The organism is Streptomyces caniferus, from assembly GCF_009811555.1.
Classification (GTDB): domain Bacteria; phylum Actinomycetota; class Actinomycetes; order Streptomycetales; family Streptomycetaceae; genus Streptomyces; species Streptomyces caniferus.
Window position 1 is genome coordinate 1,758,525 of record NZ_BLIN01000005.1, and the last position, 23,397, is coordinate 1,781,921.

Consider the following 23,397-nt stretch of genomic DNA (forward strand, 5'->3'; position numbering starts at 1 on the left):
CCTGTCCCGGTGACTGGCTCGGATGTATCCCCTTCGTTCCGTCTCGCGTATGTCCCGGGAGTGACGCCCGCGAAGTGGGTGCGGATCTGGAACGAGCGGCTGCCCGACGTTCCCCTGACCCTCGTCGCGGTGTCCGCCGCCGAAGCGTTCGACGTCCTGCGGGACGGCGGCGCCGACGCGGGGTTCGTGCGCCTGCCGGTCGACCGGACGGACCTCAGCGCGATTCCCCTCTATACCGAGACGACCGTGGTCGTGATCCCGAAGGACCACCTCGTGACGGCCGCCGACGAGGTGTCCGCCGAGGATCTGGCCGACGAGATCGTGCTGCACCCCCTCGACGACACCCTCGACTGGGAGCACCGGCCGGGGCGGCCCGCGATCGAGCGCCCCGCCACGACGGCGGACGCCGTGGAACTGGTGGCGGCGGGTGTGGGCGTCCTCGTCGTCCCGCAGTCCCTCGCCCGTCTGCACCACCGCAAGGACCTCACCTACCGGCCGGTCTCGGACGCCCCCGCGTCCCGGGTCGCGCTGTCGTGGCCACAGGACGCGACCACCGACCTGGTGGAGGACTTCATCGGAATCGTCCGCGGGCGGACGGTCAACAGCTCACGGGGGCGCCGCCAGGAGCCGGCCCCGGAGAAGTCCAGGAGCAAGCGCCCCGAGTCGGGCGGTGCACGGCGCAAGCCCGCGGCCGGGAAGCCGGCCGGCAAGAGCCCACGGAGCGGTTCCGGCGGCGCGAAGGGCGCCAAGGGCGGCGGCAAGGGCGGTCGGGGCAAGCCCCGCCGCCGGTCGTAGCCGCCACGGACCGCGCGAAGCCCCCGGCCGCACCCGGACACGGCGAGCCCGCCGCCCCGGGCGGGGCGGCGGGCCGCTGCCGCGCGTCAGGCGTGCTGCGGAACCTCGTCCTTCAGTGACGACCTGATCTGTTCCCGCAGCTCCGGGCTGTCCTGGTGGCCGTGGACGGATACGGCGTGCTCGCTTGCGGCGCGGACCACTTCCTCCTCCTCGCCCGCGATGACGAGGGTGCAGTTCATCTCACTCGGGTAATCCCGGCAGTCGACCTTCTTGCGCATGAGTGCACCTCCTCGTCTCCCAGTGTCGGCCCGGTGGCACCACCCGCCGTATACGGCGAATCCCGTATGGCGCGCGGGGCGGCCGTCCTGCTGCAGTGGAGGAACGAGGAGGTGAGAGCCATGACGGCCTCCGCCGATGCCGGCCCCGGAGCGGGAGTGGACCAGGACCGGGTGCAGCAGTTCCTGGAGAGAGTGATCGCCGACAGCGGCGCCGCGGTCGCAGGCCTGTGCACCTCGCTCGGCGACCGGCTCGGTCTGTACGCGGCCATGGCGGGCGCCGGTCCGCTCACCTCCGCGCAGCTCGCCGCCCGCACGGGGCTGGTCGAGCGCTACGTACGCGAATGGCTGGCCGCCCAGGTGGCCGGCGAGTACCTCGTCTACGCGCCCGGCACCGACACCTACCTGCTGCCCGACGAACACGCCGCCGTCCTGGCGGATCCGGACCTGCCGACGTACGCGGCGGGCTTCGCCACCGTCCTGCAGGCCCTCTACGCCACCGAGGACATCCTCATGGAGGCCTTCCGCACCGGCGAGGGCGTCGGCTGGGAGGAGCACGGCCCGGCGCTGTTCGCCGGCACCGCGAAGTTCTTCCGCCCCGGTTACACCGCCGCGCTGGTACCGGAGTGGCTGACCGCGCTGGACGGCGTGGTGGAGAAGCTGGAGCGCGGCGCGCGCGTCGCGGACGTCGGGTGCGGCTACGGCTACTCCACGACGCTCATGGCGCAGGCCTTCCCCCGGTCGCACTTCGAGGGCTTCGACTTCCACCGTCCTTCCGTCGAAGCGGCCCGCGGCATCGCGGCCGAGCAGGGAGTGGACGACCGGGTCGCCTTCCAGGTCGCCGGCGCCCAGGACTTCCCGGGCGGGGATTTCGACCTGATCACGTTCTTCGACTGCCTGCACGACATCGGCGATCCGGGCGGCGCCCTGCACCACGCCGAGCAGGCACTGGCCGACGGCGGCACCTGCATGATCGTCGAGCCGAACGCCTCGGCCAACGCCCAGGAGAACGTCAACCCCTTCGGCCGGGCACTGACCGCCGGCTCGGTCGCCATCTGCCTGCCGTCCGCACTGGCCCAGCACGGACCACAGGCACTGGGAAACCACGCGGGTGAGGAGGCGATGCGGCGGATCGCCGACGAGGCCGGACTCCACCACTGGCGACTCGCCGCGACGAACCCCGTCAACCGCGTCTATGACGTCGGGCGTTAGCGCCTGACGCGCCCGGCCGGTCTTCCCCCGGCCGGCCGGGTGGCCTCGCTTGACTGCGCTGTGGCCCCTCGGCACGCTGGAGGTATGAGCGCGGCCGCGGAGGCCGGCCTGCGACGCATTCTCGCCGTCGTGGACCTCCTGATCGATGCCGTCGACGAGGACACCCTTGTCCCGGCACTGCTGCCGCTGCTGCTCGGTGCCGTGCCCGGCGACAGCATCATCTGGTCCCCCCGCGCCGGCTGTGCCGACCGGCCGCTCACCCTGCCCGCCGGCCTGTTGACCCAGGACATCAGGGACGCGTTCGCCCGCGAGTCGGCGGGCGATTCCCTCGTCGCCCACACCACCCTCGGCCCCGGCACCCCGATGCGCCGCTCGACGCTGCAGACCTGCGGTGAATTCCACGCCCTGGCCGCCTATGCCGACGTCTACCGGCCGCTGCACGCCGAGCAGCAGCTCGCGATGTCCTTCCCGGCGGGCTACGCGGCCGGTGTGCCGCGGAAGGTCTGCGTGGCGATCAGCCGCAGCGGCGGCGACTTCTCCGACGACGATGTGGCGGCCGCCGCCCTGCTGCGCACCCGGCTCAGCCACGTCCTCAACCGGCTGGCCCCGCCCACGCCTCCGCCGTCCCCCGTCACCCGCCGCGAGTCCGCCGTACTCGCCCTGCTCGCCCGCGGCCTGACGAACCAGCAGATCGCCCGCCGACTGGCGATCAGCCCGCGCACCGTCGACAAACATCTGGAGCACGCCTACGCGAAGCTGCAGGTGGGCGGCCGGGTCGAGGCGGCGAACGCCTGGCTGACCCGGGAGCGGGCGGCGGTGCGACTCGCTCCGTAGGGCCGGTCCGGCCGGTCGTACCGGTGCCCGCGCCGCCCGCCGATGAGTTTCCGCGGGCGGCGGCGTCTACCCGTTGCACACCGATTCCGGGCGCCGCGGCGCCGTCCGACGGGAGAACCTCTCATGACCACCGACATCGCACGCACAACGGACGAGACGAAGATCCGGGAGCTCCTGGAGGACCGGGCCGCCGCGACCACGGCGCGGGACGCCCGGCGGTTCCTCGCGTCCTGCGCGCCGGACCTGGTGGACTTCAGCCTCGCTCCTCCGCTGCAGTTCAGGGGGGCGGAGGCGCTGGACCGGCAGGGCGTCGAGGCCTGGTACGCGACCTGGGAGGGCCCGATCGAGGTGTCGCTGACCCAGGTCGAGGTCACGGTCGGCGACGAGGTCGCCTTCTGCCACAGCATCAACCGGATGCGCGGCACGAAGACCGACGGCTTCGAGGTGGAGCTGTGGAGCCGGGCCACCGTCGGCCTCCGCAAGATCGACGGCACCTGGAAGATCACGCATACGCACAGCTCGGTGCCGTTCCTGATGGACGGGTCGGGGCTGGCGGCCCTGGACCTCGAACCGTAGGAACCCCGAGGGGCGTCCCTGCGCCCCTGGCGGCCGGCGCCGTTCAGCGCGGCAGGGAGTGGCGGCGGTAGGTGACCTGGTTGTCGCGGACCCGGGTGACCTCGACCGTCAGCCGGCGCTCCAGGCCGAGGGGGAAGTGCGCCGTGCAGCGCACCTCGGCGTACGGCACCGGCGGGAGGTCACCGGAGCAGTGCACCGCGTCGGGCCCCTTGCGGAAGGGCAGGCCGAGCCGGCCGCTGAGCGTTCTGGCGATCTCGGTGCGCAGCACGGTGTGGGTACCGCGGTCGACCTCGCTGGTGGCATCGCGGTCGCGGAGGCGGACGGCGACGAACGCGAGCACACCCGCCATGGCGAGCACGGTGGCGAGGCCGATGACGAGGCCGCGCCGTGGCGGATCCGCGAGCACCGCCGTCAGCTCCGGGAGCCGCGGGGGCGCCGCCGGGCGAGGGCTCCCCAGCCGGCCGCCGCGAGCAACAGCGCACCGCCCGCGGTCGTGGCCGCCCGGCCGGTACCGGCCGCGCCGCCGAGGCCGGTGTCCGCGCCGCCCTGGGGCACGACCTGGCCGGCGCCGTCGGAGACGATCATGGTGCCGGTGAGGGTCTGCCTGCCGTCGCCGGACTCCTGCCCGTACTCCTCACCGCGTCCGCTGTCCTCCCTGCGGTCGGCCGCACCGTGTTCCTCGTCGCCGTCCGCCCGGCCGGTGTCCAGGGCGCTCTGCCGGGCTCCGGACGCGCCGCCGCAGGTGAGGGTGACCCGGTAGGAACCGGGCGCGGTGTCGGCCGGCACGGTCGCGGTGCCGCCGAGCCGGCCGCTCTGGGCGGAGAGCTGCACCGCGGGGAGGCCCGCGTCGTCGAAGGTGGCCTCGGCGGTGTCACCGGAGCAGCGGCCGCCGTCGGAGACGGAGAAGGCGGCACCCGGCGCCACCGGGTCGGGCTGTACGACCACCCCGGGTACGGCGTCCGGCGCGACACCGGTCTCGGTGGCGCCCTCGGTCACCGTCCTGGTGAGGGCTCCGGTGGCGGCATCGGCACCCTCGCCGTCGCCGAAGAGCAGGACGGACACCGCCAGGGCGCCGGCCCCCAGCGCGTACAGGGGAATGTGGCGTATGTGCATAACCCGAGACAAGCGCCCGGCCCCGCGGTGCGCACCTCGATGGTGCGCCCCCGCCGGGCCGACTTCCACGAAAGACGCCCGCCCGCCGCCTCTTCCCGCAGGTCACACGGGTGCGCACGCCCCGGACGGCGGAACGGGCGGGATGGGCTTTCCGGGTGGTGGGGCCGGGGCGCGCTCGGCACCGGGACGTCGGGCGGACGTCCGTGGCCGCGGCGCGGCCCGGCGGCCGGCACGCCGTGGCGGGGCCGCGTGCCGGGACCGGTCGGCGCTCACGCCTCCAGTTGGAGGTCCCACTTGCCGGACCGGCCGGTGAGGGTGGTGACCGACAGCGGCTGGACGTCTATCCGCCAGTACGAGTGCGGGGGCGCCTGGAGCGCGTAGACCAGCGCGGCGCGGACGACCCCGGGTTCGGCGACCGCCAGCAGTCCGTCGGCGTCCTCGACCGGCCGGGTGTCCAGCCAGCGGCCGACGCGTGTGATGAAGGCCAGCAGGGACTCCCCGCCGTGCGGTGCCCCGCGCGGGTCGGCCAGCCAGGCTTCCACCGCCTGTGGCTCGTCGGCGGCCACCTCACCCAGCGTGCGGCCGTGCCAGCGCCCCATGTCGCAGTCGCGCAGCGCCGGTTGGGCGAGCGGGCGCAGGCCGAGGGCCTCGCCGGTGTCCCGGCAGCGGGCGGACGGCGAGCAGTAGCGCAGCTCGGCGGCGGCGAGCCGGCACAGGACGGGCGCGGCCCGCTCCGCCTCGTGCCATCCCGCGGCGTCGAGCGGACGGTCGTCGCCGAACCGCGTGCCGAGCAGCGAGGAGCTGCGGCCCACGGCGAGCAGCTTGAGTCGGACGCTCATCCGCCGATGGTAAGAGCAGCACCGCCCCGGCGACCCCGGTTGATCAGATCTCGACAGGCCCCGGGTCGATCAGCCCGAGGGTCATCCACTGCTCCGGGGACACCAGGGCGCGGAAGCCGACCTTCTCGTACACGCCGTGGGCGTCCTTGGTGGCGAGCGTCAGACGGCTCAGCCCGCAGGGCGTCAGCCGGTCGGCGACGGCCTCGACGAGGGCGGTGCCCAGTCCCTTGCCGCGGTCGTCGCGGCAGATGTACACGTCGCAGAGCCAGGCGAAGGTGGCGTGGTCGGTGACCACCCGCGCGTAGCCGGCCTGCCGGCCGGAGCCCGCCTCGTACAGACCGAAGTTGAGCGAGCCCGCGACGGCGCGGTCGTGCAGCTCCCTGGGCCGGTCCACGGCCCAGTAGGAGTCGGCGGCCAGCCAGTGGTGGACCAGGTCGGCATCGAGGCGCGCCGGGTCGGTGGAGATCTCGTAGCCGTCGAGGGCGTGATCGTTCATGCCGGGAGGTTCGCAGAGGGGCGGGGGCGGCGTCGAACCGATTGCCGGCGGGCCCGGCCCCGGGAGGCATCGGCGGCCACGGCCCAGGAGGTGCCCCCGGCTTTCGCCGGGTGGCCCTGCCCCCGCCTCCCCCGCCCGGCCGGTCAGCCCGCCGGGACGCCCAGCTCCTCGCACGCCGTACGCAGTCTGCGGACACCCTCGACGAGCTCGCCGGCGCCGGACGCGGCCGCGAAGCTCAGCCGCAGATGCGCGGCCGGCGGCTCGGCGGCGAAGTACGGCCGGCCCGCCGCGACCGCGACGCCCGCCCGCAGCGCCGCCCCGGTCAGCGCCCCCTCGTCGGTGCCGTCCGGCAGCCGCAGCCAGAGGTGGTAGCCGCCCGGCGGGACGTACAGGCCACCCGGCGCGAGGTCGTGCCCGTACGCCGCCCCGTGCCCCATCCCCCGCTCGACGAGCGCGGGCAGTTGTTCGCGCAGGGCCGCGGCAAGGGCTTTGCGGCGCACGGTCAACTCGGCGGCGATCAGCCGCAGATGGCGGCCCCAGGCGGGCGATCCGACGAGTTCGAGGGCGGCCTCCTGGAGCGGGCCCGGCACGAAGAAGCTGTCGACGACCTGGATGGCACGCAGCCGGTCGAGCACCGGGCCGCGGGCGGCCAGGGCCCCCACCCGCAGATGGGGCGAGGTCGCCTTGGTCAGCGAGCGGACATGGACGACCGTGCCGTCCCGGTCGTCCGCGGCCAGGGTGGGCGGCAGGGCGGGAGCGTCGTCGTGGACCAGCAGCCGCGCGAAGTCGTCCTCGATCACGAAGGCGCCTGCCGCCCGGGCCACGCGCAGCACCTCGCGCCGCCGCTCGGCGGCCAGCACCGCGCCGGTCGGGTTCTGGAACAGCGGCTGGCAGACGAACAGCCGGGCACCGCTGGCGCGGAAGGCGTCGGCCAGCAGGTCCGTCCGGACCCCGTCCGCGTCCACCGGTACGGGCACCGGCCGCAGCCCCGAGGCGCGGGCCACGGCCAGCATGCCGGGGTAGGTCGGGGACTCGACGAGCACCGGGGCGCCGGGGGCGGCGAGGGCGCGCAGTGCGGCGGTCAGCGCGCTCTGGCCGCCCCCGGTGATCAGGACGTCGCTGGCGGCGAGCGGGCCGCCGGGGCCGGCGATCTCCCGGGCGAACCAGGCGCGCAGTTCCGCTACGCCCCCGACCGTGGGCCGCGCCCAGGCACCGGGCCGCCGGCCGGCTCGTGCCAGGGCGGCGCCGAGGGCGCGTTCGGGCTGCAGATCGGGGTGGAGATAGCCGCCGATGAGTTCGACCACGCCGGAGGCGGGGGTGGCGAGCGTGGCCAGCACTCCCGAGGCGTCGACGCTGCGCGGCACCTGGTCGCCGGCCGGCTCCGCGCTCAGCGCGATCTCCTGCCAGGAGGTGTCGGCCGGCCGGGGCGCCTCGCCGCGCGGCTCGGCCCGGAAGGCGCCCGCGCCCGGCCGGGTCACGACCAGGCCCTCCGCCACCAGCTCGGCGAGCGCCCGGGAGACGGTCACCGGGCTGACGCGATGCCGCTCCACGAGGGCCCGGCTCGACGGCAGCTTCTCTCCCGGCGAGTAGCGCTTCAGCTCCATCCGCAGGGTCGCGGCCAGTTCTGCCCCACTGCTACGCTCTTGCATGAGAGACAATGATAGCGCTACCGGCACGGCGACGATAGCGGTCAGCGCCCCGGGCGCCCCTGCCGCCGTCCCGGACGCCCCGGACACCGCGCCCCCGGCCCGCGGCGCGCTCGTCGGCCGCGGCGCCCTGCTCGCCGCGCTCGGTGTCGCCGCCTTCTCCCTCACGTTCCCCGCGACGGCCTGGGCGCTGGAGGGCATGGGCCCCTGGACCGTGGTGATGCTGCGCAGCGTGCTGGCCGCCACGCTCGCGGGCGGCGCGCTGGCCGTGCTCCGGGTGCGCGTTCCGGAGCGGCGCCACTGGGCGGGCATCGCGGTCGTCGCGGGCGGTGTGGTCCTCGGCTTCCCGCTGCTGACCACCCTCGCGCTGCAGACCTCCACCACCTCGCATGCCGCCGTCGTGGTCGGCCTGCTGCCGCTGACCACCGCCGCCTGCTCGGCCGTACGGACCGGTGCCCGGCCCTCCCGGACGTTCTGGGGCGCCTCGCTGGTGGGCGCGGCCGTCGTCATCGGCTTTGCGGTGCAGCAGAGCGGCGGAACGCCGGGCCGCGGGGATCTGCTGCTGTTCGCGGCGCTGCTGGTGTGCGCGGCCGGCTACACCGAGGGCGGCCGGCTCGCCCGCCACATGCCGGGCTGGCAGGTGATCGGCTGGGCGCTGGTGCTGGCGCTTCCGGTGACGGTGGCGGGCGCGGCACTCGCGCTGTCCTCCGAGCCGCTGCGGCTCACGGCGCACTCGGTCGGCGGGCTGCTGTGGCTGGCGTTCGGCTCGCAGTTCCTCGGGCTGGTGGCCTGGTACCGCGGGATGGCCGCGATCGGCATCTCCAAGGCGAGCCAGCTGCAGCTCGCCCAGCCGCTGCTGACCCTGGTCTGGTCCGTGCTGCTGCTCGGCGAGCGGCTGCCGCCGGCCGCCCCCGCCGCGGCGCTGGGGGTCCTGGTGTGCATCGCGGTCACCCAGCGGTCCCGATGACCGCACGGCGCACCGGCCCCGGAGCGGGATGAACCCGTACTTTCCCGGGTGCGGCGGCGGCCCGCGGACGTAAACTTGCCGCGACGGCAGGTACCGCCGTCCGGACCACTGTCAGGTCCGTCAACCGTGGAAATCATGGGCCGTTCAACCGTCGGCCGTCGCTCTGTCGGTCTACCGGTCGTACGGCCGCCCCGAGGCGGGGAGGACCCTGATGCATGCAAGCAGGGGCGACCGGCTGGTGGTGCACGGCAGGACCGTCGGGCATCACGACAAGGTCGTCGAAATCGTCGAAGTACTGGGCACGAACGGCGATCCGCCCTACCGCGTCCGCGCCGAGGACGGCCATGAGGCGATCATGTCGCCCGGTCCCGACTCGGTCGTCAGGCACGGCAAGGTCACCGACGTCGACTCCGGCCGGTAGCCACCGGCACCGGACCGGACGGCGGGCACCGGACGGTGCCCCGTCCCCTCGGCGGGTCACCGCCGCGGCCCGCGCGGACCCTCATGGCCCGCGCGGGCCGCCGCTACGTCCGCGCCGCCGCGGCGTAGTGGTCCCGTACGACCCTCGCCATGGCTCCCACCCGGTCCTTGGCCACGTCCTTCGCCGAGAAGTAGACATGGCCTCCCACCTGCGGATAGCCGCGGGCGAAGGTGAGATGGCGGGAGAGTTCGGCCGGGTCCTGCCAGGCGGCGGGCTGTTCCTCGCCCGCCTTGTAGAGGGCCTCGCCGATGTACAGGTCCACCCCGGTGCCGTCGACGGTCCGGGCCCACCAGGGCACGAGTTCGGCGTAGTCGGCGACGGTGAAGCCGAGCGGCCAGTAGACCTGCGGCACGATGTAGTCGATCCAGCCCTCCCGCACCCAGCGGCGGGTGTCGGCGTACAGGTCGTCGTAGGTCTGCACCCCGGCCTGGGTGCGCGAGCCCCGCTGGTCGGTGGCGCGGTTGCGCCAGACCGCGAACGGAGCGACGCCGAACCGCACCCGGCGCCCGGCCCGCCCGCCCCCGTCCCCCAGCCTGGCCGCCATCTCGTAGACCAGCCGGTCGATGTTGTCCCGGCGCCAGGCCGCCCGGCTCGCGAAGCCGCTGCCGAACTCGTCGAACGCCGCGTCGTCGTCGAAACGCTGCCCCGCCACCGGATACGGATAGAAGTAGTCGTCGAAGTGCACCCCGTCGACGGGGTAGCGCCGCACCGCGTCGAACATCGCGTCCTGGACGAACTGGCGCACCTCGGGCAGGCCGGGGTTGTAGTAGAGCTTGCCGCCGTACGGGAGGACCCAGCCGGGGTGGCGGCGGGCGGGGTGGTCCGGCGTGAGCCGCCCGGGGTCGGTGTGGTTGGCGACCCGGTACGGGTTGAACCAGGCGTGCAGTTCGAGATTGCGCCGGTGGGCCTCGCGGACCGCGAAGTCGAGCGGGTCCCAGCCGGGGTCGCGGCCCTGCTGCCCGGTCAGGCACTGCGCCCACGGCTCGTACGGGGAGGGCCACAGGGCGTCCGCCGTGGGCCGCACCTGGAAGAACACCGTGTTCAGCTTGCGGGCGACGGCCCTGTCGAAGTGGGCACGGAGTTCGCGCTGTTGCTCGGCGGGCTGCAGCTTCGCACTGGAGGGCCAGTCCAGGTTGGCGACGGTCGCCAGCCACATGCCCCGCATCTCGCGCCGCGACGTGCCGTCCGCGGGCGCCGCGGGCCCCGCGGCAAGCAGCGAGGAGGCCGCGCCCAGCGCGGCCACCGCGAACCCTCTGCGTGTGATACGCCTCATCAAAAGTCCCCAGGTTGTCCGGTTCGTCCCGTACTGAGGGCTCAGAATGCCCGCCCCGGCACCCTTAGCACAGCACCGCGCGGAGTAACGTCGGGCCCGAGGCGGCCGCCGGACCCATACGGCGTACCGCCGGTCCTGAAGATCAGCGAAAGGCACGATGTGACCGACATCGAACGCGTCGGAGTGGTCGGTTGCGGCCAGATGGGCGCAGGCATCGCCGAGGTGTGCGCCCGCGCCGGGCTGGACGTCATGGTCGCGGAGACCACCGGCGAAGCTCTGGAGCTGGGTCGCACCCGCTTGACCAACTCTCTCGGCAAGGCCGCCGAGCGCGGCAAGATCACCGCCGAAGAGCGCGACGCGACGCTCGACCGGCTCAGCTTCACCACCGACCTCGGTGAGTTCGCCGACCGCGATCTCGTCATCGAGGCCGTGGTGGAGAACGAGCAGGTCAAGACCGAGATCTTCCAGGTCCTCGACCAGGTGATCACCCGTCCGGACGCCATTCTGGCGTCCAACACCTCGTCGATCCCGCTGGTGAAGCTGGCGGTCGCCACCTCCCGGCCCGACCAGGTCATCGGCATCCACTTCTTCAACCCGGCACCGGTGCAGAAGCTCGTCGAGCTGATCCCCGCCCTGACCACCGGCGAGGAGACCATCAAGCGCGCCGAGGCCGTGGTGCAGGAAGTGCTGGGCAAGCATGCGATCCGCGCCCAGGACCGCTCGGGCTTCGTGGTCAACGCCCTGCTGATCCCGTACCTGCTCTCCGCGATCCGGATGTTCGAGTCGGGCATCGCCAGCCGCGAGGACATCGACAACGGCATGGAGATGGGCTGCGCCCACCCGATGGGCCCGCTCAAGCTGAGCGACCTGATCGGCCTGGACACCGTGGCCTCGGTCGCCGAGTCGATGTACCACGAGTACAAGGAGCCCCTGTACGCCGCTCCTCCGCTGCTCGCGCGGATGGTCGACGCGGGCCGGCTGGGCCGGAAGTCGGGGTCGGGGTTCTACTCGTACTGAGGGCGCGCCCGCACCGCCAAGTGGCGCTGTTCCAGCGTGAGTTCATTCTGGAACAGCGCCGACGACCGGACCGCCCCGGGTGGCTCTCGCCACCCCCGCCGGACCCCTTCCGCACACCCTCGGACGACAGACGCGCCGCTACACCCGGGCGCGGCTGCCTGATGAGTTGGGACAGAGCCGACAGTCCCTGAAGAATCCCTGGGAAGCATCGTGGACGACACCGGCTTCGTGAAGAAGGGCGCCGCCTCCGCAGGGACTCGGCGAGCACTCCGGCACCGCCGGACGGACCGAGAACTGCCAGATCGCTCGCGTCCTCTCCCGATTCGCGATGATCGCAGACGTCAATCTAGTATCTGACCTGCTCATGCCATGTGGTCGCTGACGTACCGAGCTGCCCGGCATGCGCTGAAGTCGTGACAGGTCGACACAAGCAGGGGTGCGGAACCGGATGGGCAGCGAGCTGTCGACAGGGACGGCGGAACTGCGCGCTCAGATGGCCGCGTTCCTACGAGGTGAAGGGGATCCGCAGGCGCTGGTCGAGGCCGCGCAGGGCGCGGAGCTTCTGCTCCCCCTGCTCGGTGAGGGCGCTGTGTGGAGTGGCGAGTTGGACGACATTCGCTGGCTGTTCGCGTTCACCAGCACAGGTGAGATGCACGCCTTCCTGCAGCAGAAGTGGGAGGCGGCCGAGCCCGACGAACTGCCCGCCGAACTGGCCCGGTACGTACGCTACCTGCGCGTGGGCGGTGCGGAGCTGTTGCAGGAGCTGCTTCCTGAGCTGGTGGAGCGGGACCGGGTTCCGATGGGGGTCGTGGTGGACGTGTCCTCCGGACTTCGCGCCTTCCTGCCACCCGTGTCCGGAATCGTGCCGGACGGGATTGCGCTCGATAAGGAATCCGTTGCCAAGGGGGAGCTTGCCGCATGGTGAGCGGTGGTGATTTCGGGGTCGATCCGCAGATCCTGAAGCAGGTGTCCAAGGGCATCAACGATGCGCTGGACGAGCTGAAGAAGATCACGGATGCGACTGAGGCGTCCACGGGTCAGGGCTTCTCCGATCTGTCGGTGTCGCCGACCGTGATGGGGCACTCCGATGCTTCCCAGATGCTGGACAACTTCGCCGAGCGTTGGGGCTGGGAGGTCCAGGCGCTCCTGGACGAGGGCGACGACGTGGCCGGGGCGTTGGATCTGAACGCGGGCTACTACGAGGAGGCGGAAGAGTACGGCACGGGCGTCCTCAAGGACGTTGTGCTGTCCGCGACTGCGGACCCGACGCTGACCTCGGAGAAGGCGGAGAAGATGTCCTGGAGCCAGGTGGGCGGAAAGATCGAGGACGCCTACACCCCCGACTACTCCATGGACAGTTTCAAGGACGCTGCCAAGGAGAGCCGGAAGAACCTCTCCAACACCTGGACGGACGTCACTGAGACCGGAGTGGCCGGGACCCACATCCAGGTGGCGAAGGCCGTCGGCTCCGCACCCTTCGACGGTGACGACGACGGGCACGACGCCGGCACTTCGGCGAAGGAGAAGTGATGGGCTTCTTCGACGATGTGGACCGCGTCACCCAGTCGGCCCGCGACACGTTCGCCGACGGGGTACAGACCGTCGCCCACGGTACTTCGAAGCTGCTTGATGACGTGGGCGCACACGACTGGGCGGACAAGGCCGACGCAGTCGGCTCCTGGGCGGCCGACAAGCTGGGTGCCCAGACCCGCGAGCTCGAGCTGAACGAGACCGACGACCCCGCCCTGCTGCTGCACGGGGACGCGAGCAGCATCCGTAAGTCCGCCCGGCAGGTGAAGAAGTTGGGCGCGGCCTTCGAGCGTACCGGCTCTGCGCTGCGGAAGATGGATCCCTCGGACTGGCACGGACAGGCCGCCGACCGCTTTCGCGAGAAGGTGCAGACCCACCCCAAGCGCTGGCTGACCGCCGCCGACTCGTTCGAGGACGCGGCCGCTGCGCTGGATCACTACGCCGACACGGTCGAGTGGGCGGGTAAGCAGGCCCGCGAGGCGGTCGAGCGGTGGAAGCATGCCCAGAAGCAGACCGCGGCGGCCGTGGAGCAGTACAAGCGCACGGTCGACGACTACAAGCAGCAGGCCAACGCCGCCGGGCACCAGTCTCCGCAGGAGCCGGGCCCGTTCCACGACCCCGGCGCCGAGGGACGCAAGTCCGCAGAGCACCTGCTCAAGACGGCCCGCAGCCAGCGCGACAGCGCCGGCACCCAACTGGCCGCGAAGCTCGCCCGAGGCACCTGCCGGGCACCGGCCGAGCCCCAAGGCTTGGACCGCCTCAAGCGCGAAGCCGGCAACACGGTGAAAAACCAGCTGGTCGGGGCCGAGCACCAGCTGGGCGGCATCGTCAAGACCGGCACCTCGTTGCTGCGCCTGGTCCGCACGGTCAACCCCCAGGACCCGTACAACCTGACCCACCCGGCCGCCTACACCACCAACCTCACCAGTGTCGCCGGCGGCCTGATCCACACTGCCAACCACCCCACCGAGCTGGTCAAGGGCTTCATCGGCGAGGGTTGGGGCACCGACCGCAACCAGGCCATCGGCGCGTTCGCGACGAACTTCATCGGCGGCGGAGGCGCCGTGAGCAAGGTCGGAGCCAAAGCCGCCGCCCACGGCATGGAAAGCGCTGCCGCCAAAGACGCCGCCAAGACCGCCGCCAAGGACTCCGCCGGCGTCGCCGGGCACGGCGATGACGCGGCCGACGCAGCTCGGCATGCCGATGATGCGGCAACGCATGCCGATGATGCTGCCGAGCACGCCGATGATGGGGGCGAGCGCCCCGATGACCCCTCCGGGGCGGGCAGGGATCTGGACCCGGACGACCCTCGCAGCCTTCCCGCAGCCGCGGACAAGAACGTCGACGTCGACAGCATCAGCCACAAGCCGGTGTGGCGCGAAGACCACGAACCGCTGTACCGCAACGACAACCGCCATCCCCAGGAGATCTTCGACCAGGGCTTCCATCCACGCGACTCGTCCAACACGGACATTCATGGCTATGTGGAGGGCAACCATGCGTCGGCCTTTGTGGGCACCACCAGGAACCCCGATGCCAACTGGGTGACCGATTACCGGTACGAGGTCGACGCCCCCGGCGGCATCGACGTCAACGAGACCCTGCCGAACAACAAGTACCGCGAGATCGACCAGGAGATCGCCTTCGCCGGCGGCATCGACCGCAAGCACATCAAGGGAGCCTGGGAGATGGACCTCCGCACCGGAACCAAGGGGGAATGGATACCGAACCCCCACTACGAGCCTCATATCCCCAAAAAACCCGTCGCTCCCGCCCCTGAACCACCGCCCTCCAGTCAACTGCCCGAAGGATGGACCCAATGAGTGGCCACCAGGTCCCCGACCGTTTCGACGTCCTCGCCTTCAACGGCGACCAGCAGGCCGACGCCGTCCTGCGCTGGGAGGGCGGAAACTACGATTTCACCGTGACCGCCGACGGCCCTTGGGGGCAGGTCACCGGCAGAGCGGATGACTGCTTCGAGGCGCTCACCCGCACCCGCGAGCAGATCGAACCCCAGGGGTGGCTCCTGGGTGTCAACGGCTCGCGTCGCGACACCTGGCCCTCCGGGACGTGCCGCGATATGGGGGGTTTCCTCGTCTGCCTACTCAGGCCCGGGCTTCGCCCCACCCGCGCCGATCTCATCCAGACCTTCCATGACGCACCCCGCGAGACGCTGGCCACTGTCGCCGAGCAGATCGCCTTCGAAAAGCAGTGGAGCCAGTCGCTGTGACCACCCCGGCCGGCCCTGCCCCCACCGTTCCCCCGGTCACCGAGGCTCTGCGCGCCCAGGCCGCACAGCAGCGCGGCGGCTACGTGTACGCGATCGACCCGTACTTCGACCCCAACGGCGCCGTCCCCCCGTACGGCATCGTCGGCGGCTGGTCCGTCGGCAGCTCCGGCCAGCTCGTTTCCTTCACGCACAACCAGAACTACCGCCCGTCGCCGATGGCGTTGGAGTTCCCGCCCCCTGTCACCGCCCTCGACCAAGCCCTGCAGCGCGCCGTCACCGGTTACGGCAGCGAGCAGGAACTCCTCACGGCCTTCCGCGACGCCACGCTCCTCCTGTTCGCCCAGGAGGGGCAGACCGGCCTCTACACCGTCGTCGAGGACGACGGCAGCCGCTACATCCCGGCCTTCACCCACCCCACCCACACCCCCGACACCTGGCACGAGTGGCAAGAGACCACCGGCCGTCACCTCGCCGCCACCGGCCTCCCGGTCCGCCTCAACCCCGGCCACCGCATCAGCCTGACCATCCCTGGCGAGGCCGGGAATCAAGCCGGTGGTGAGAACGCCGGCCCCAACTCTTCGCCCTCCACCTCGCCCTCCACCTCGCCCTCCGGCCTCCCCGAGGCCCTCGTGGATGCCCCGCTGCTCGCCGCCGGCCTGCTCGCGGCACTCGGCCGCCGACGCCGCACGGCCCTGTGGCAGTCCGCCATGGGCGCCAGGGGCCGTCGCACCCCGGAGCTTCGCCGGCCGACGGGTGTCGCCGCCGATGCCCAAGATGCGCTGCTCGTCGGGGCCGACCCGCAGGCCGTACGCGATCTCGACCACGCCCTGCGGGGACTGGCGTCCGCCTTGGCCGTCGAATCGCGCCCCCTGCCGACCGTCTACGTTGCCCGGCTCACCGACAGCGAGCTGAGCCTCCAGCTCGCCCATCCCGCAGGTAAGCCGCCAGCGCCATGGCGGCTCGGTCAGAACGAGACGTTCTGGCGCATCCAACGGGCCGACATCCCGGTGCACGGAACAGAAACCGGCACTGCCGCCCCCTACCCGGGCCTGGTCAGCCTCGGCAGCCTCGACGGCGCGCGCCTGCTGCTGAACCTCGACGCCGCCCCCGGACTCGTCTCACTCACCGGCACGCACGCGGACCGGAGTGCCGTCCTCACGTCGGTCGCCGCGGAACTCGCCACCAGCGGCTGGTCGGACCGGATGACCGTCACCCTCGTCGGCTTCGGCAAGGAACTCACCGCGCTCGACCCCACCCGCGTCCGCCACGTCGACGACGTCGAAGCCCTCCTGGCAACCATGGACGCGGAAACCCGGCAGCGGCGCGGCGCCCTCGCGATGGCGGGCCACGACTCCGTACCCACCGGCTCCGCACAGCAGACCCAAGGGGCGCCCCACCTCGTCCTCCTCGCCGCACAGCCGACCGAGGATCAGGCAGCGCAGTTCGCCGAGCTCGTTGCCGACTCCGGCCGACTGGGCATCAGCTACCTGGCCGCCACCGGGGAGAACGGCCTGCCAGGCGCGACCTGGAAACTCGAAGTCACCCCCGACGGACGCCTCCTGGCCCCACTCCTCGGCCTGGAACTGCAAGCACAGCGCCTGCCCCAGGCCCAGTACGACGCCGTGGTCCAGCTCTTCGCCGGCGCCACACCCGACGACGACCGCGCCCCGGACACCAGCACCCCGCAGTTCATGGTTGACATCACCCCGAGCGGACGACCCGCGGTGTACGCACGGCTGGTCGGCACCTACGAGATCACCGGCCTCGACACACCTGACGCCGAGCACAGCCCGCTTCTCCACGAGGCGCTGGTCATGCTCCTGCTCCATCGCGAAGGAGTGCACCCGCACGTTCTGGCCTCCGGGCTGTGGCCCCGCGGCGTAACCGAGGATGTCCGTGACGCCCTCATCCAAAGCCTGCGAACCTGGCTGGGGAGCGACGCCGACGGAACCCCGCGGCTCGGCACCGACACCACCGGTCGGCTCACCCTCGCGCCGTCCGTCGTCTCCGACCTCGACGTGCTCCGCACCCTCCACTACGAGGCCACCGCGGGCAGAGGCGCCAGTAACGCACACATACGGGAACGCCTGCTCAACGACGCCCTGGCACTCGTCCACGGCCCCCTGCTCGCAAACCGCCCACAGGGCCGCTACACCTGGCTTCCCCACGAGATCATCGAGGCCCAGCTGCCCCTACTGGTGGCAGACGTCGCACTGGCCCTGTCCGCCCACCACTTGGAGGCCGGCAACCCGGTACCAGCGCTCAACGCCCTCAACACGGCCTTGACCACCACGCCGACGGACGAGCGACTCTGGAACGAACTTCTACGCGCCGCACACGCCACCGGCGATGCGGCCGAGCTCGAATCAACAGCAGCATCGCTCATTGCCCGCATTCACGAGCACAGCGGCGGCGCCCGTAGCCTCCCGCCCCGCACCGAGGCCCTCCTCGACGAGCTCTTGCCGTCCTGGCGTGACGCCCGGTCTGCTGCAGACTGATGCCCCATCTGCGGGGTGGTCCGCCCGCCGCTCGGGGGAAAACCGGCGGGCGGACCCCGGGCCGGCGGGCGCCCGTCCGCCGGCATCGGCCCCCGTGACACCTTCGAGTCAACTCCCGCGCGGGCGCCGACGGGAGCGTGTGAACCACCCCGGCCGGGGTGCGCACTTCACACCCCGTACGAATGCCGCCCGCCCGCCACCCTCCGTCACTTCGCACGGGGTGTGAACCGCAGACCCGCATATCCCCGCCGCACACGCTCCCGCCCTTCGCCGCAGCGCAGTTGACTGCTGCCCGTACGGACAACGAAGTCGCTGACTGAAGGAATGAGGAGCGGACCGTGACCGCCCACCCCGAACCCGATCTGGTCACCGCCGACTTAGCGGAGCTGAGGCGTCTCCTGGACGTCCGCACCGCCCGGGTCGACGGCCAACTCGCCCTGCTCGCCCAGCGCTCCGAACAGCAGGCGCGTGACGCGGACGAGGCACAGGCCCGCGTCACCCGCCTGGAGAACACCCGCTGGCCGCTGCCGTCCCTCGCCGCGCTCACAGGGCTCGCGGCGCTGGTGGTCGCACTGTGGCAGGCCATGGGCCGGTGACCGCCGGCCGCGGTCACCGGCCAGGTCCGGTCAGCCCAGCCGGAGGTGATGCAGCATCAGCAGTGCGGCGGCCATGTTGGCGGCCGGCACCTCCCCCCGCGCCACCATGTCGGGCACCAGCTTCAAGGGCACCCACTCCCGTCGGTCGGATTCGAAGCCGTCCTGGGGCAGGCCGGTGTACTCGCCCTCCTCGGACCAGTAGATGTGATGCCGGGCATCGGTGAGGCCGTTGGAGGGCTCCACCGTGAGGAGGTGGTGGAGGGGCCCCGGGCGCCACCCGGTCTCCTCCTCCATCTCCCGGGCGGCCGCCGCCGCGATGTCCTCGCCGTCCTCGACGACACCGGCGGCCAGCTCCCAGCCCCAGGTGTCGGTGATGAACCGGTGCCGCCACAGCAGCAGCACCTCATGGGCCTCATTGACCACCGTGGCCACGGCGACGGGCCGCATCCGGATCAGGTAGTGATCCAGGTGACGGCCGTCGGGCAGTTCCACATCGGCCAGATTGACCCGGAACCAGGGATTCGCATAGACGGGCTTTTCGCTGAGGTTGTTCCAACGCACGTAACTGCCACCTTCCGCTGTTGGGCCGGCAAGGTGACACGAGCCCGGTCACAGCGGAACGCGCAGCACCTCGTCGATGAGATCGGCAGCCTCGTCCGTCGCGGAGCTCCCGGTCTCCGCCAGATGCTCGCGCACCGCCCGCAGCCGGTCCCGCAGCCGTTGCGACTCCATGCCCCGAGCCTGCTCCGTCATCTGCGCGGCATTGGCCACGGCCCGGTCCGCATCGCCTTGGCGCAGCTCGATATGGGTGAGCATGGCCAGCCGGTGGACCCGGCCGCGGTCGTGTGCGGGGGTGTCGACGGCGGCGTCCGCCTGCTCCCGGGCGGCCCGCAGGTCACCCAGGCTGAGCAGCGCCTCCGCCACTTGTACGTTCACCAGGCCGGGCTGGACATAGCCCGTCTCGGCCGGCTCCAGACCGGGCCGGATGCGCTCCGCGGCCGCCTCCGCGCGCCGGATGCACGACAGCGCGCCCGCGCCGTCGCCGAGCCGGGCGTAGGCCTTGGCCTGCATCGCGTAGAGGTCCGCGGAGAGCGCCGGGGTGATCTGCGGACCCGCGGCCCGCAGCGCCGCCTCCGCGAAGGCGACGGCCTGGCGGTACTCCCGTACGAAGAGGGACTGATTGACCAGCAGCGCGATGACATACGCGCCGAGGCCGCGGTCCCCGCTGGCCTTGGCCAGCCGCAGCGCCTGATGGAAGTAGCGCTGGGCCAGCCCGAGAGCGTCCGAGTCGTACGCACAGATGCCGGCGACCGCGACCAGTCCGCCGGTCGCCCGGTGGAGCTGACGCCCCGTCGCATCGCTGTAGCTGCCCCGCAGCAGCGGCGCCGCCTCGGTGTTGAGGAATCCCACGATGCGTGCTCTGGTAGCGACACCACCCGCCTTCCGGTACATCGTCTCGTAGTGCGTCCGCGCGGTGCGCAGCATCTCGATGTCGGCCATGCCGACCCGTGTCAGCCCGTCGCGCGAGACATCACCGTCCTCGGGAGGGTTCTCCCACTCCCATACGGGGATGACCGCCGAGGTGCCGGTGAGCGCCGGTGCGTCGAGGATGTGCGGCCGTTGCTGCTCGTCGGACCGCCACAGCGCGGTGGCCCGTTCGACGAAACCGGAGAGCGGGGTGTCGGTGGCACGCCCCGACCCCGGACCGCTGAGCCCGATGTCGTCGAGCCCGACCGGCCGGTGCAGCCGTTCGCCGAGGATTTCGCAGATGAGGTCCGGTACCTGCCCGCGCGGCCGCTGCCCCTTCAACCACCGGGCCACGGCGGTGTGTTCGTACCGCAGCGCCAGGCCGCGACACCGGCCGAGCCGGTTGATGCGCGCGGCGAGGCCGGCGTGCGAGATGCCGGCCTCGTCGAGAATCGCGTCGAGCAGGGTGTTGGGCTCCATACCGGCCTCCCGGTGAGCCGGGCCCGCCCACGGGCCATCAGCTCATGGCCTTGTCGACTTCACCACTCCGTCAGTCGAGCGTAGTGAAGCGCCCCTCACACGGGGTGTGAAGGGGGCCGGCGGCTCAACTCGGCGCGCAGCCCCGCACCATGTACGCGATGACCGCGTCGAGGCCGGACTCGACCTCCTCGGCGGAGAGCACACTGCTCACCGCGAAGCTGGCGAAGCCGTGCAGGGTGGTGAAGACCGGCATCCCGATGTCGTCGACGGGGCCCTCCCGCACCTCACCGCTGCGCTGTCCCTCCGCGACCAGCTCCACCGCCGTCGCCCCCAGCCGCTGAGCGGCCGTGATGAGCGCCTCGGACGCCGCCGGGTCGTGCTTGACCGTGTACATGAGGTCGAGCAGCTCGGCGTTGGCGACGGCGAAGTCCACATAGGCGCGGACGAGTCCGCCGAGCCGGTCGGCGAAGGTCTCGCCCGCCGCCTTCCGGGACGCGGCCAGCGCCTCGTCCAGCCGCTCGAATCCGGCCAGCGCCAGCGCGTCGAGCAGCGCCTGCTTGTCCTTGAAGTGCCGGCTCGGCGCGGCATGGCTGACGCCGAGGTCGCGGGCCAGCTCCCGCAGGGACAGGGCGCCCGGCCCCTTCTCGCGGAGCGTCTGCTCGGCGCGGGTGAGCAGCGCGGCGCGCAGGTCTCCGTGGTGGTAACGACGAGTCTGCATGACCGCCATCCTATCCCCCATGTATTCACTGGCTACATTGTTGGCATTGACATCATTGTAGGCGTTGCCTACATTGAAGCCATGGCTCACACCCCGAAATGGAACGCAACCGACATCCCCGACCAGACCGGCCGCACCGCCGTCGTGACCGGCGCCAACAGCGGACTCGGCATCGCCACCGTCGACGCCCTCGCCAGGGCGGGCGCCCACGTCGTGCTCGCCGTACGGGACACCGGGCGCGGCGAGGCCGCGGCCGCCACCGTGCGGGGCGCCCGCGGCAGCGTCGAGGTCCGCCGCCTCGACCTGGCCGACCTGTCCTCCGTGCGCGCCTTCGCCGCCGGCTGGCAGGGTCCGCTCGATCTGCTGATCAACAACGCCGGCGTCATGAACATCCCGGAGTCCCGCACCAAGGACGGCTTCGAGATGCAGTTCGGCACCAACCACCTCGGTCACTTCGCGCTGACCAACCTGCTGCTGCCCCACGTCACCGACCGCGTGGTGACCGTGTCCTCCGGAGCCCACCGGATGCCCGGCAACCGCATCCACTTCGACGACCTGAACCTGACCGGCGCCTACCGCCCCGTCACGGCCTACAGCCAGTCCAAGCTGGCCAACCTGCTGTTCACCCTGGAGCTGCAGCGCCGTCTCGCCGCCGCGGGCTCCCCGGTGCGCGCCCTCGCCGCACACCCGGGCTGGGCCGCCACCAACCTCCAGGGCGCCGACGTCAGCGTGCTGCGGCGCGCGGTGATGCGGGTGGGCAACCGCGTGGTCGCCCAGGACAACAAGGCCGGTGCGCTCCCCACGCTCTACGCCGCCACCCAGGACCTGCCCGGTGCCTCCTACCTCGGCCCCGACGGCCTCGGCGAGATGCGCGGCGCACCGACGATGGTCGGCAGGACGCCCGCGGCCACCGACCCGGAGACCGCCCGGCGCCTGTGGCAGGCGTCCGAGCAACTGACCGGCGTCACCTTCCCCGCCCCGGCCGGCCGGGAGGTCACCGCGGAAGGCGCTCGCTAGGAGGCGGGGTGCCGGCCGACGGCGCCGGCACCCGCACCCGGTCGTTGCTCAGCATCACCAACGCCACGTCATCGGTGAGGCGCCCGCCCGCATGCCGCAGCAGCGCCTCCCGCACCTCCCCCACCACCCCCGCGGGCGAGGGCCCGCACGGCGCCGCGGCCGCCTCGACACTGCTGCGCAGCTCCTTGGCCAGCGGAAAGAACTCCCCCGCGGCGTCCCGCGCATCGGCCGCCCCGTCGGTGTGCAGGAACAGCCCCTCACCGGGCCGCAGCCGCCCGCAGCGCACCGCGGACAGCTCCGCCGGCAGGGGGAAGAGCCCCAGTGGCGGCATCGGCTCGGCCGGCACGACCGGGGCGACCGCCTGGCAGGCGACCCGGTACGGCCAGGGGTGGCCGCAGTTCAGCGCCGTGACGGACCCGTCCGGCGCCACCTCCAGGAGCAGCAGGGTCACGAACTCCTCCGCGAGCCGGCCCGTCGGGTCCCCGTCACCGTCCGCCGGCCCCTCGACCCGCACCCGTTCGTGCAGATGCCGCCGGTGCGACCGCTCCAACCGGCGCAGCACCCCGCCGAGTTCGGGCTCGTCGTGCACCACTTCGCGGAAGCTGCCGAGCATCGCGGCGACCGTGCCGATGGCCTCCAGGCCGTGCCCGCGCACATCCCCGATCACCGCCCGCACCCCGTGCCGGGTCCCCACGACCTCGTACAGGTCCCCGCCGACCAAGGCCCCCTCGCTCGCGGAGAGGTGGTCGGCCGCCAGCAGCACACCGTCGATCCGCCGGGGCAACGGCCGCAGCACCACCCGCTGGGCCGCGACGGCGACCTCCCGGGTGCACTCCAGCTCCCGCACCAGCCGCAGTCGCCGACGAGCGGTCAGATAGCTGGCGGCGATCACCGCGAGGGTCGCACCGCAGGTCGTCAAGCGCGTCCCCGCCCCGGCGCCGGGCTCCACCGCGCCGAACGGCACCAGCGGGAGCAGCGCGCACACCCCGCCGAGCAGCACACACTGGCGACGGCCGGTGCCCGCACAGGCGATCGCCGGTGCGGCGGCGAGCAGTTGCAGCAGCCGGCCGCCGGTCGGATGGCACAGCTCCCAGACCACCACTCCGAGCACCCAGAGGCCGGGCAGCACGAAGACGAAGGCGCGCCGGGCGGTCGCCGCTCCGGCGCGTGCTCCGCCCCGCGCCCGGGTTCGGATCATGCCGATGGTCCCCCTAGCCGGTGATCCCCCTGCGGACACGCCCTGGGCCTGTCGGGCCCGCTGCCGCGCTCATACGGGCCGCCGCGGCCGCGTCGATTCTCGCGACGTTACGTGTCCACCCGGCGACGATCCGTACACC

General features: G+C 72.5%; 25 protein-coding genes. 14 read left to right on the forward strand and 11 right to left on the reverse strand.

Features of this window, described 5'->3' with window-relative positions; translation table 11 throughout:
• Positions 1 to 9: 9 nt before the first annotated feature.
• On the forward strand, positions 10 to 795 hold the full coding sequence (locus tag Scani_RS24370) for a LysR substrate-binding domain-containing protein (protein ID WP_159479861.1): 786 nt from the start codon (positions 10 to 12) through the stop codon (positions 793 to 795).
• An 86-nt stretch (positions 796 to 881) separates the two neighbouring features.
• Here the strand turns inward: Scani_RS24370 and Scani_RS24375 are convergent, their stop codons facing one another.
• Complete coding sequence (locus Scani_RS24375; RefSeq protein ID WP_159479863.1) at positions 882 to 1,073, reverse strand: DUF1059 domain-containing protein; 192 nt, start codon at positions 1,071 to 1,073, stop codon at positions 882 to 884.
• A 120-nt stretch (positions 1,074 to 1,193) separates the two neighbouring features.
• On the opposite strand from Scani_RS24375, the gene Scani_RS24380 reads away from it, so the two are divergent.
• From Scani_RS24380 to Scani_RS24390, 3 genes are all read left to right on the forward strand, one after another.
• Positions 1,194 to 2,282: a class I SAM-dependent methyltransferase gene (locus Scani_RS24380; RefSeq protein WP_159479865.1), complete on the forward strand. Its 1,089-nt coding sequence runs from the start codon at positions 1,194 to 1,196 to the stop codon at positions 2,280 to 2,282.
• 84 nt (positions 2,283 to 2,366) lie between these two features.
• Positions 2,367 to 3,116 carry a helix-turn-helix transcriptional regulator gene (locus tag Scani_RS24385; RefSeq protein ID WP_159479867.1) on the forward strand — a complete coding sequence of 250 codons (750 nt, stop codon included), beginning with the start codon at positions 2,367 to 2,369 and terminating at the stop codon, positions 3,114 to 3,116.
• Between the two features lie 123 nt (positions 3,117 to 3,239).
• Complete coding sequence (locus Scani_RS24390) at positions 3,240 to 3,692, forward strand: YybH family protein (RefSeq protein WP_159479869.1); 453 nt, start codon at positions 3,240 to 3,242, stop codon at positions 3,690 to 3,692.
• A 43-nt stretch (positions 3,693 to 3,735) separates the two neighbouring features.
• Here the strand turns inward: Scani_RS24390 and Scani_RS24395 are convergent, their stop codons facing one another.
• The 5 genes from Scani_RS24395 to Scani_RS24415 all read right to left on the reverse strand — a co-directional run bounded on the left by Scani_RS24395 (position 3,736) and on the right by Scani_RS24415 (position 7,789).
• Positions 3,736 to 4,098: a DUF4333 domain-containing protein gene (locus Scani_RS24395; protein WP_159479871.1), complete on the reverse strand. Its 363-nt coding sequence runs from the start codon at positions 4,096 to 4,098 to the stop codon at positions 3,736 to 3,738.
• Positions 4,099 to 4,103: 5 nt separating this feature from the next.
• Positions 4,104 to 4,805 (reverse strand): hypothetical protein, encoded by a 702-nt coding sequence (locus tag Scani_RS24400; protein ID WP_159479873.1) that lies wholly within the window; start codon positions 4,803 to 4,805, stop codon positions 4,104 to 4,106.
• A gap of 269 nt (positions 4,806 to 5,074) precedes the next feature.
• Positions 5,075 to 5,644 (reverse strand): histidine phosphatase family protein, encoded by a 570-nt coding sequence (locus tag Scani_RS24405; protein WP_159479875.1) that lies wholly within the window; start codon positions 5,642 to 5,644, stop codon positions 5,075 to 5,077.
• Positions 5,645 to 5,687: 43 nt separating this feature from the next.
• Entirely contained in the window at positions 5,688 to 6,140 is a 453-nt protein-coding gene (locus Scani_RS24410) for a GNAT family N-acetyltransferase (protein ID WP_159479877.1), read from the reverse strand.
• A 143-nt stretch (positions 6,141 to 6,283) separates the two neighbouring features.
• A complete protein-coding gene (locus Scani_RS24415) occupies positions 6,284 to 7,789 on the reverse strand; it encodes an aminotransferase-like domain-containing protein (protein WP_159479879.1) in 1,506 nt (501 codons plus the stop codon).
• On the opposite strand from Scani_RS24415, the gene Scani_RS24420 reads away from it, so the two are divergent.
• Entirely contained in the window at positions 7,788 to 8,753 is a 966-nt protein-coding gene (locus Scani_RS24420) for a DMT family transporter (RefSeq protein ID WP_159479881.1), read from the forward strand. The genes Scani_RS24415 and Scani_RS24420 overlap by 2 nt on opposite strands.
• A 211-nt stretch (positions 8,754 to 8,964) precedes the next feature.
• Complete coding sequence (locus Scani_RS24425) at positions 8,965 to 9,174, forward strand: DUF1918 domain-containing protein (RefSeq protein ID WP_159479882.1); 210 nt, start codon at positions 8,965 to 8,967, stop codon at positions 9,172 to 9,174.
• 103 nt (positions 9,175 to 9,277) lie between these two features.
• Here the strand turns inward: Scani_RS24425 and Scani_RS24430 are convergent, their stop codons facing one another.
• Positions 9,278 to 10,507 carry a glycoside hydrolase family 10-like protein gene (locus Scani_RS24430; RefSeq protein ID WP_159479884.1) on the reverse strand — a complete coding sequence of 410 codons (1,230 nt, stop codon included), beginning with the start codon at positions 10,505 to 10,507 and terminating at the stop codon, positions 9,278 to 9,280.
• 159 nt (positions 10,508 to 10,666) lie between these two features.
• Between Scani_RS24430 and Scani_RS24435 the strand changes: the two genes are divergently transcribed.
• From Scani_RS24435 to Scani_RS24465, 7 genes are all read left to right on the forward strand, one after another.
• Entirely contained in the window at positions 10,667 to 11,524 is an 858-nt protein-coding gene (locus Scani_RS24435) for a 3-hydroxybutyryl-CoA dehydrogenase (RefSeq protein WP_159479886.1), read from the forward strand.
• Positions 11,525 to 11,972: 448 nt separating this feature from the next.
• Positions 11,973 to 12,449, forward strand: a complete 477-nt coding sequence (locus tag Scani_RS24440) for an SseB family protein (RefSeq protein ID WP_159479888.1) — start codon at positions 11,973 to 11,975, stop codon at positions 12,447 to 12,449.
• Positions 12,443 to 13,054: a hypothetical protein gene (locus Scani_RS24445; protein ID WP_159479890.1), complete on the forward strand. Its 612-nt coding sequence runs from the start codon at positions 12,443 to 12,445 to the stop codon at positions 13,052 to 13,054. Before Scani_RS24440 ends, Scani_RS24445 begins: the two co-directional genes overlap by 7 nt.
• Entirely contained in the window at positions 13,054 to 14,877 is a 1,824-nt protein-coding gene (locus tag Scani_RS24450) for a WXG100 family type VII secretion target (protein WP_159479892.1), read from the forward strand. Before Scani_RS24445 ends, Scani_RS24450 begins: the two co-directional genes overlap by 1 nt.
• Positions 14,874 to 15,284 carry a hypothetical protein gene (locus tag Scani_RS24455; RefSeq protein ID WP_159479894.1) on the forward strand — a complete coding sequence of 137 codons (411 nt, stop codon included), beginning with the start codon at positions 14,874 to 14,876 and terminating at the stop codon, positions 15,282 to 15,284. Before Scani_RS24450 ends, Scani_RS24455 begins: the two co-directional genes overlap by 4 nt.
• A complete protein-coding gene (locus Scani_RS24460) occupies positions 15,281 to 17,782 on the forward strand; it encodes a type VII secretion system-associated protein (protein ID WP_159479895.1) in 2,502 nt (833 codons plus the stop codon). Before Scani_RS24455 ends, Scani_RS24460 begins: the two co-directional genes overlap by 4 nt.
• Positions 17,783 to 18,120: 338 nt before the next feature.
• Positions 18,121 to 18,378, forward strand: coding sequence for a hypothetical protein (locus tag Scani_RS24465; protein WP_159479897.1), 258 nt, complete (start codon positions 18,121 to 18,123; stop codon positions 18,376 to 18,378).
• 30 nt (positions 18,379 to 18,408) lie between these two features.
• On the opposite strand, the gene Scani_RS24470 is transcribed toward Scani_RS24465, so the two are convergent.
• The 3 genes from Scani_RS24470 to Scani_RS24480 all read right to left on the reverse strand — a co-directional run bounded on the left by Scani_RS24470 (position 18,409) and on the right by Scani_RS24480 (position 21,043).
• The gene (locus tag Scani_RS24470) at positions 18,409 to 18,939 is read right to left on the reverse strand and encodes an NUDIX domain-containing protein (protein WP_159479899.1); all 531 of its coding nucleotides are present in this window, start codon (positions 18,937 to 18,939) and stop codon (positions 18,409 to 18,411) included.
• 48 nt (positions 18,940 to 18,987) lie between these two features.
• Positions 18,988 to 20,325, reverse strand: a complete 1,338-nt coding sequence (locus Scani_RS24475; protein ID WP_159479901.1) for an NsdA family TPR-like regulatory protein — start codon at positions 20,323 to 20,325, stop codon at positions 18,988 to 18,990.
• A gap of 124 nt (positions 20,326 to 20,449) precedes the next feature.
• The gene (locus Scani_RS24480) at positions 20,450 to 21,043 is read right to left on the reverse strand and encodes a TetR/AcrR family transcriptional regulator (protein ID WP_159479903.1); all 594 of its coding nucleotides are present in this window, start codon (positions 21,041 to 21,043) and stop codon (positions 20,450 to 20,452) included.
• Positions 21,044 to 21,124: 81 nt separating this feature from the next.
• Between Scani_RS24480 and Scani_RS24485 the strand changes: the two genes are divergently transcribed.
• Positions 21,125 to 22,060, forward strand: a complete 936-nt coding sequence (locus tag Scani_RS24485) for an oxidoreductase (protein ID WP_159479905.1) — start codon at positions 21,125 to 21,127, stop codon at positions 22,058 to 22,060.
• Here Scani_RS24485 and Scani_RS24490 read toward each other — a convergent pair.
• Positions 22,038 to 23,258, reverse strand: a complete 1,221-nt coding sequence (locus tag Scani_RS24490) for a PP2C family protein-serine/threonine phosphatase (RefSeq protein ID WP_159479907.1) — start codon at positions 23,256 to 23,258, stop codon at positions 22,038 to 22,040. The genes Scani_RS24485 and Scani_RS24490 overlap by 23 nt on opposite strands.
• Positions 23,259 to 23,397: the final 139 nt, after the last annotated feature.

Coding starts and splice junctions, on each gene's coding strand:
- Scani_RS24375 (WP_159479863.1), bottom strand. CDS start 1,073: ATGCGCAAGAAGGTCGACTGCCGGGATTACCCGAGTGAGATGAACTGC.
- Scani_RS24380 (WP_159479865.1), top strand. CDS start 1,194: ATGACGGCCTCCGCCGATGCCGGCCCCGGAGCGGGAGTGGACCAGGAC.
- Scani_RS24385 (WP_159479867.1), top strand. CDS start 2,367: ATGAGCGCGGCCGCGGAGGCCGGCCTGCGACGCATTCTCGCCGTCGTG.
- Scani_RS24390 (WP_159479869.1), top strand. CDS start 3,240: ATGACCACCGACATCGCACGCACAACGGACGAGACGAAGATCCGGGAG.
- Scani_RS24400 (WP_159479873.1), bottom strand. CDS start 4,805: ATGCACATACGCCACATTCCCCTGTACGCGCTGGGGGCCGGCGCCCTG.
- Scani_RS24405 (WP_159479875.1), bottom strand. CDS start 5,644: ATGAGCGTCCGACTCAAGCTGCTCGCCGTGGGCCGCAGCTCCTCGCTG.
- Scani_RS24410 (WP_159479877.1), bottom strand. CDS start 6,140: ATGAACGATCACGCCCTCGACGGCTACGAGATCTCCACCGACCCGGCG.
- Scani_RS24420 (WP_159479881.1), top strand. CDS start 7,788: ATGAGAGACAATGATAGCGCTACCGGCACGGCGACGATAGCGGTCAGC.
- Scani_RS24415 (WP_159479879.1), bottom strand. CDS start 7,789: ATGCAAGAGCGTAGCAGTGGGGCAGAACTGGCCGCGACCCTGCGGATG.
- Scani_RS24425 (WP_159479882.1), top strand. CDS start 8,965: ATGCATGCAAGCAGGGGCGACCGGCTGGTGGTGCACGGCAGGACCGTC.
- Scani_RS24430 (WP_159479884.1), bottom strand. CDS start 10,507: ATGAGGCGTATCACACGCAGAGGGTTCGCGGTGGCCGCGCTGGGCGCG.
- Scani_RS24440 (WP_159479888.1), top strand. CDS start 11,973: ATGGGCAGCGAGCTGTCGACAGGGACGGCGGAACTGCGCGCTCAGATG.
- Scani_RS24445 (WP_159479890.1), top strand. CDS start 12,443: ATGGTGAGCGGTGGTGATTTCGGGGTCGATCCGCAGATCCTGAAGCAG.
- Scani_RS24450 (WP_159479892.1), top strand. CDS start 13,054: ATGGGCTTCTTCGACGATGTGGACCGCGTCACCCAGTCGGCCCGCGAC.
- Scani_RS24455 (WP_159479894.1), top strand. CDS start 14,874: ATGAGTGGCCACCAGGTCCCCGACCGTTTCGACGTCCTCGCCTTCAAC.
- Scani_RS24475 (WP_159479901.1), bottom strand. CDS start 20,325: ATGGAGCCCAACACCCTGCTCGACGCGATTCTCGACGAGGCCGGCATC.
- Scani_RS24480 (WP_159479903.1), bottom strand. CDS start 21,043: ATGCAGACTCGTCGTTACCACCACGGAGACCTGCGCGCCGCGCTGCTC.
- Scani_RS24485 (WP_159479905.1), top strand. CDS start 21,125: ATGGCTCACACCCCGAAATGGAACGCAACCGACATCCCCGACCAGACC.
- Scani_RS24490 (WP_159479907.1), bottom strand. CDS start 23,258: ATGATCCGAACCCGGGCGCGGGGCGGAGCACGCGCCGGAGCGGCGACC.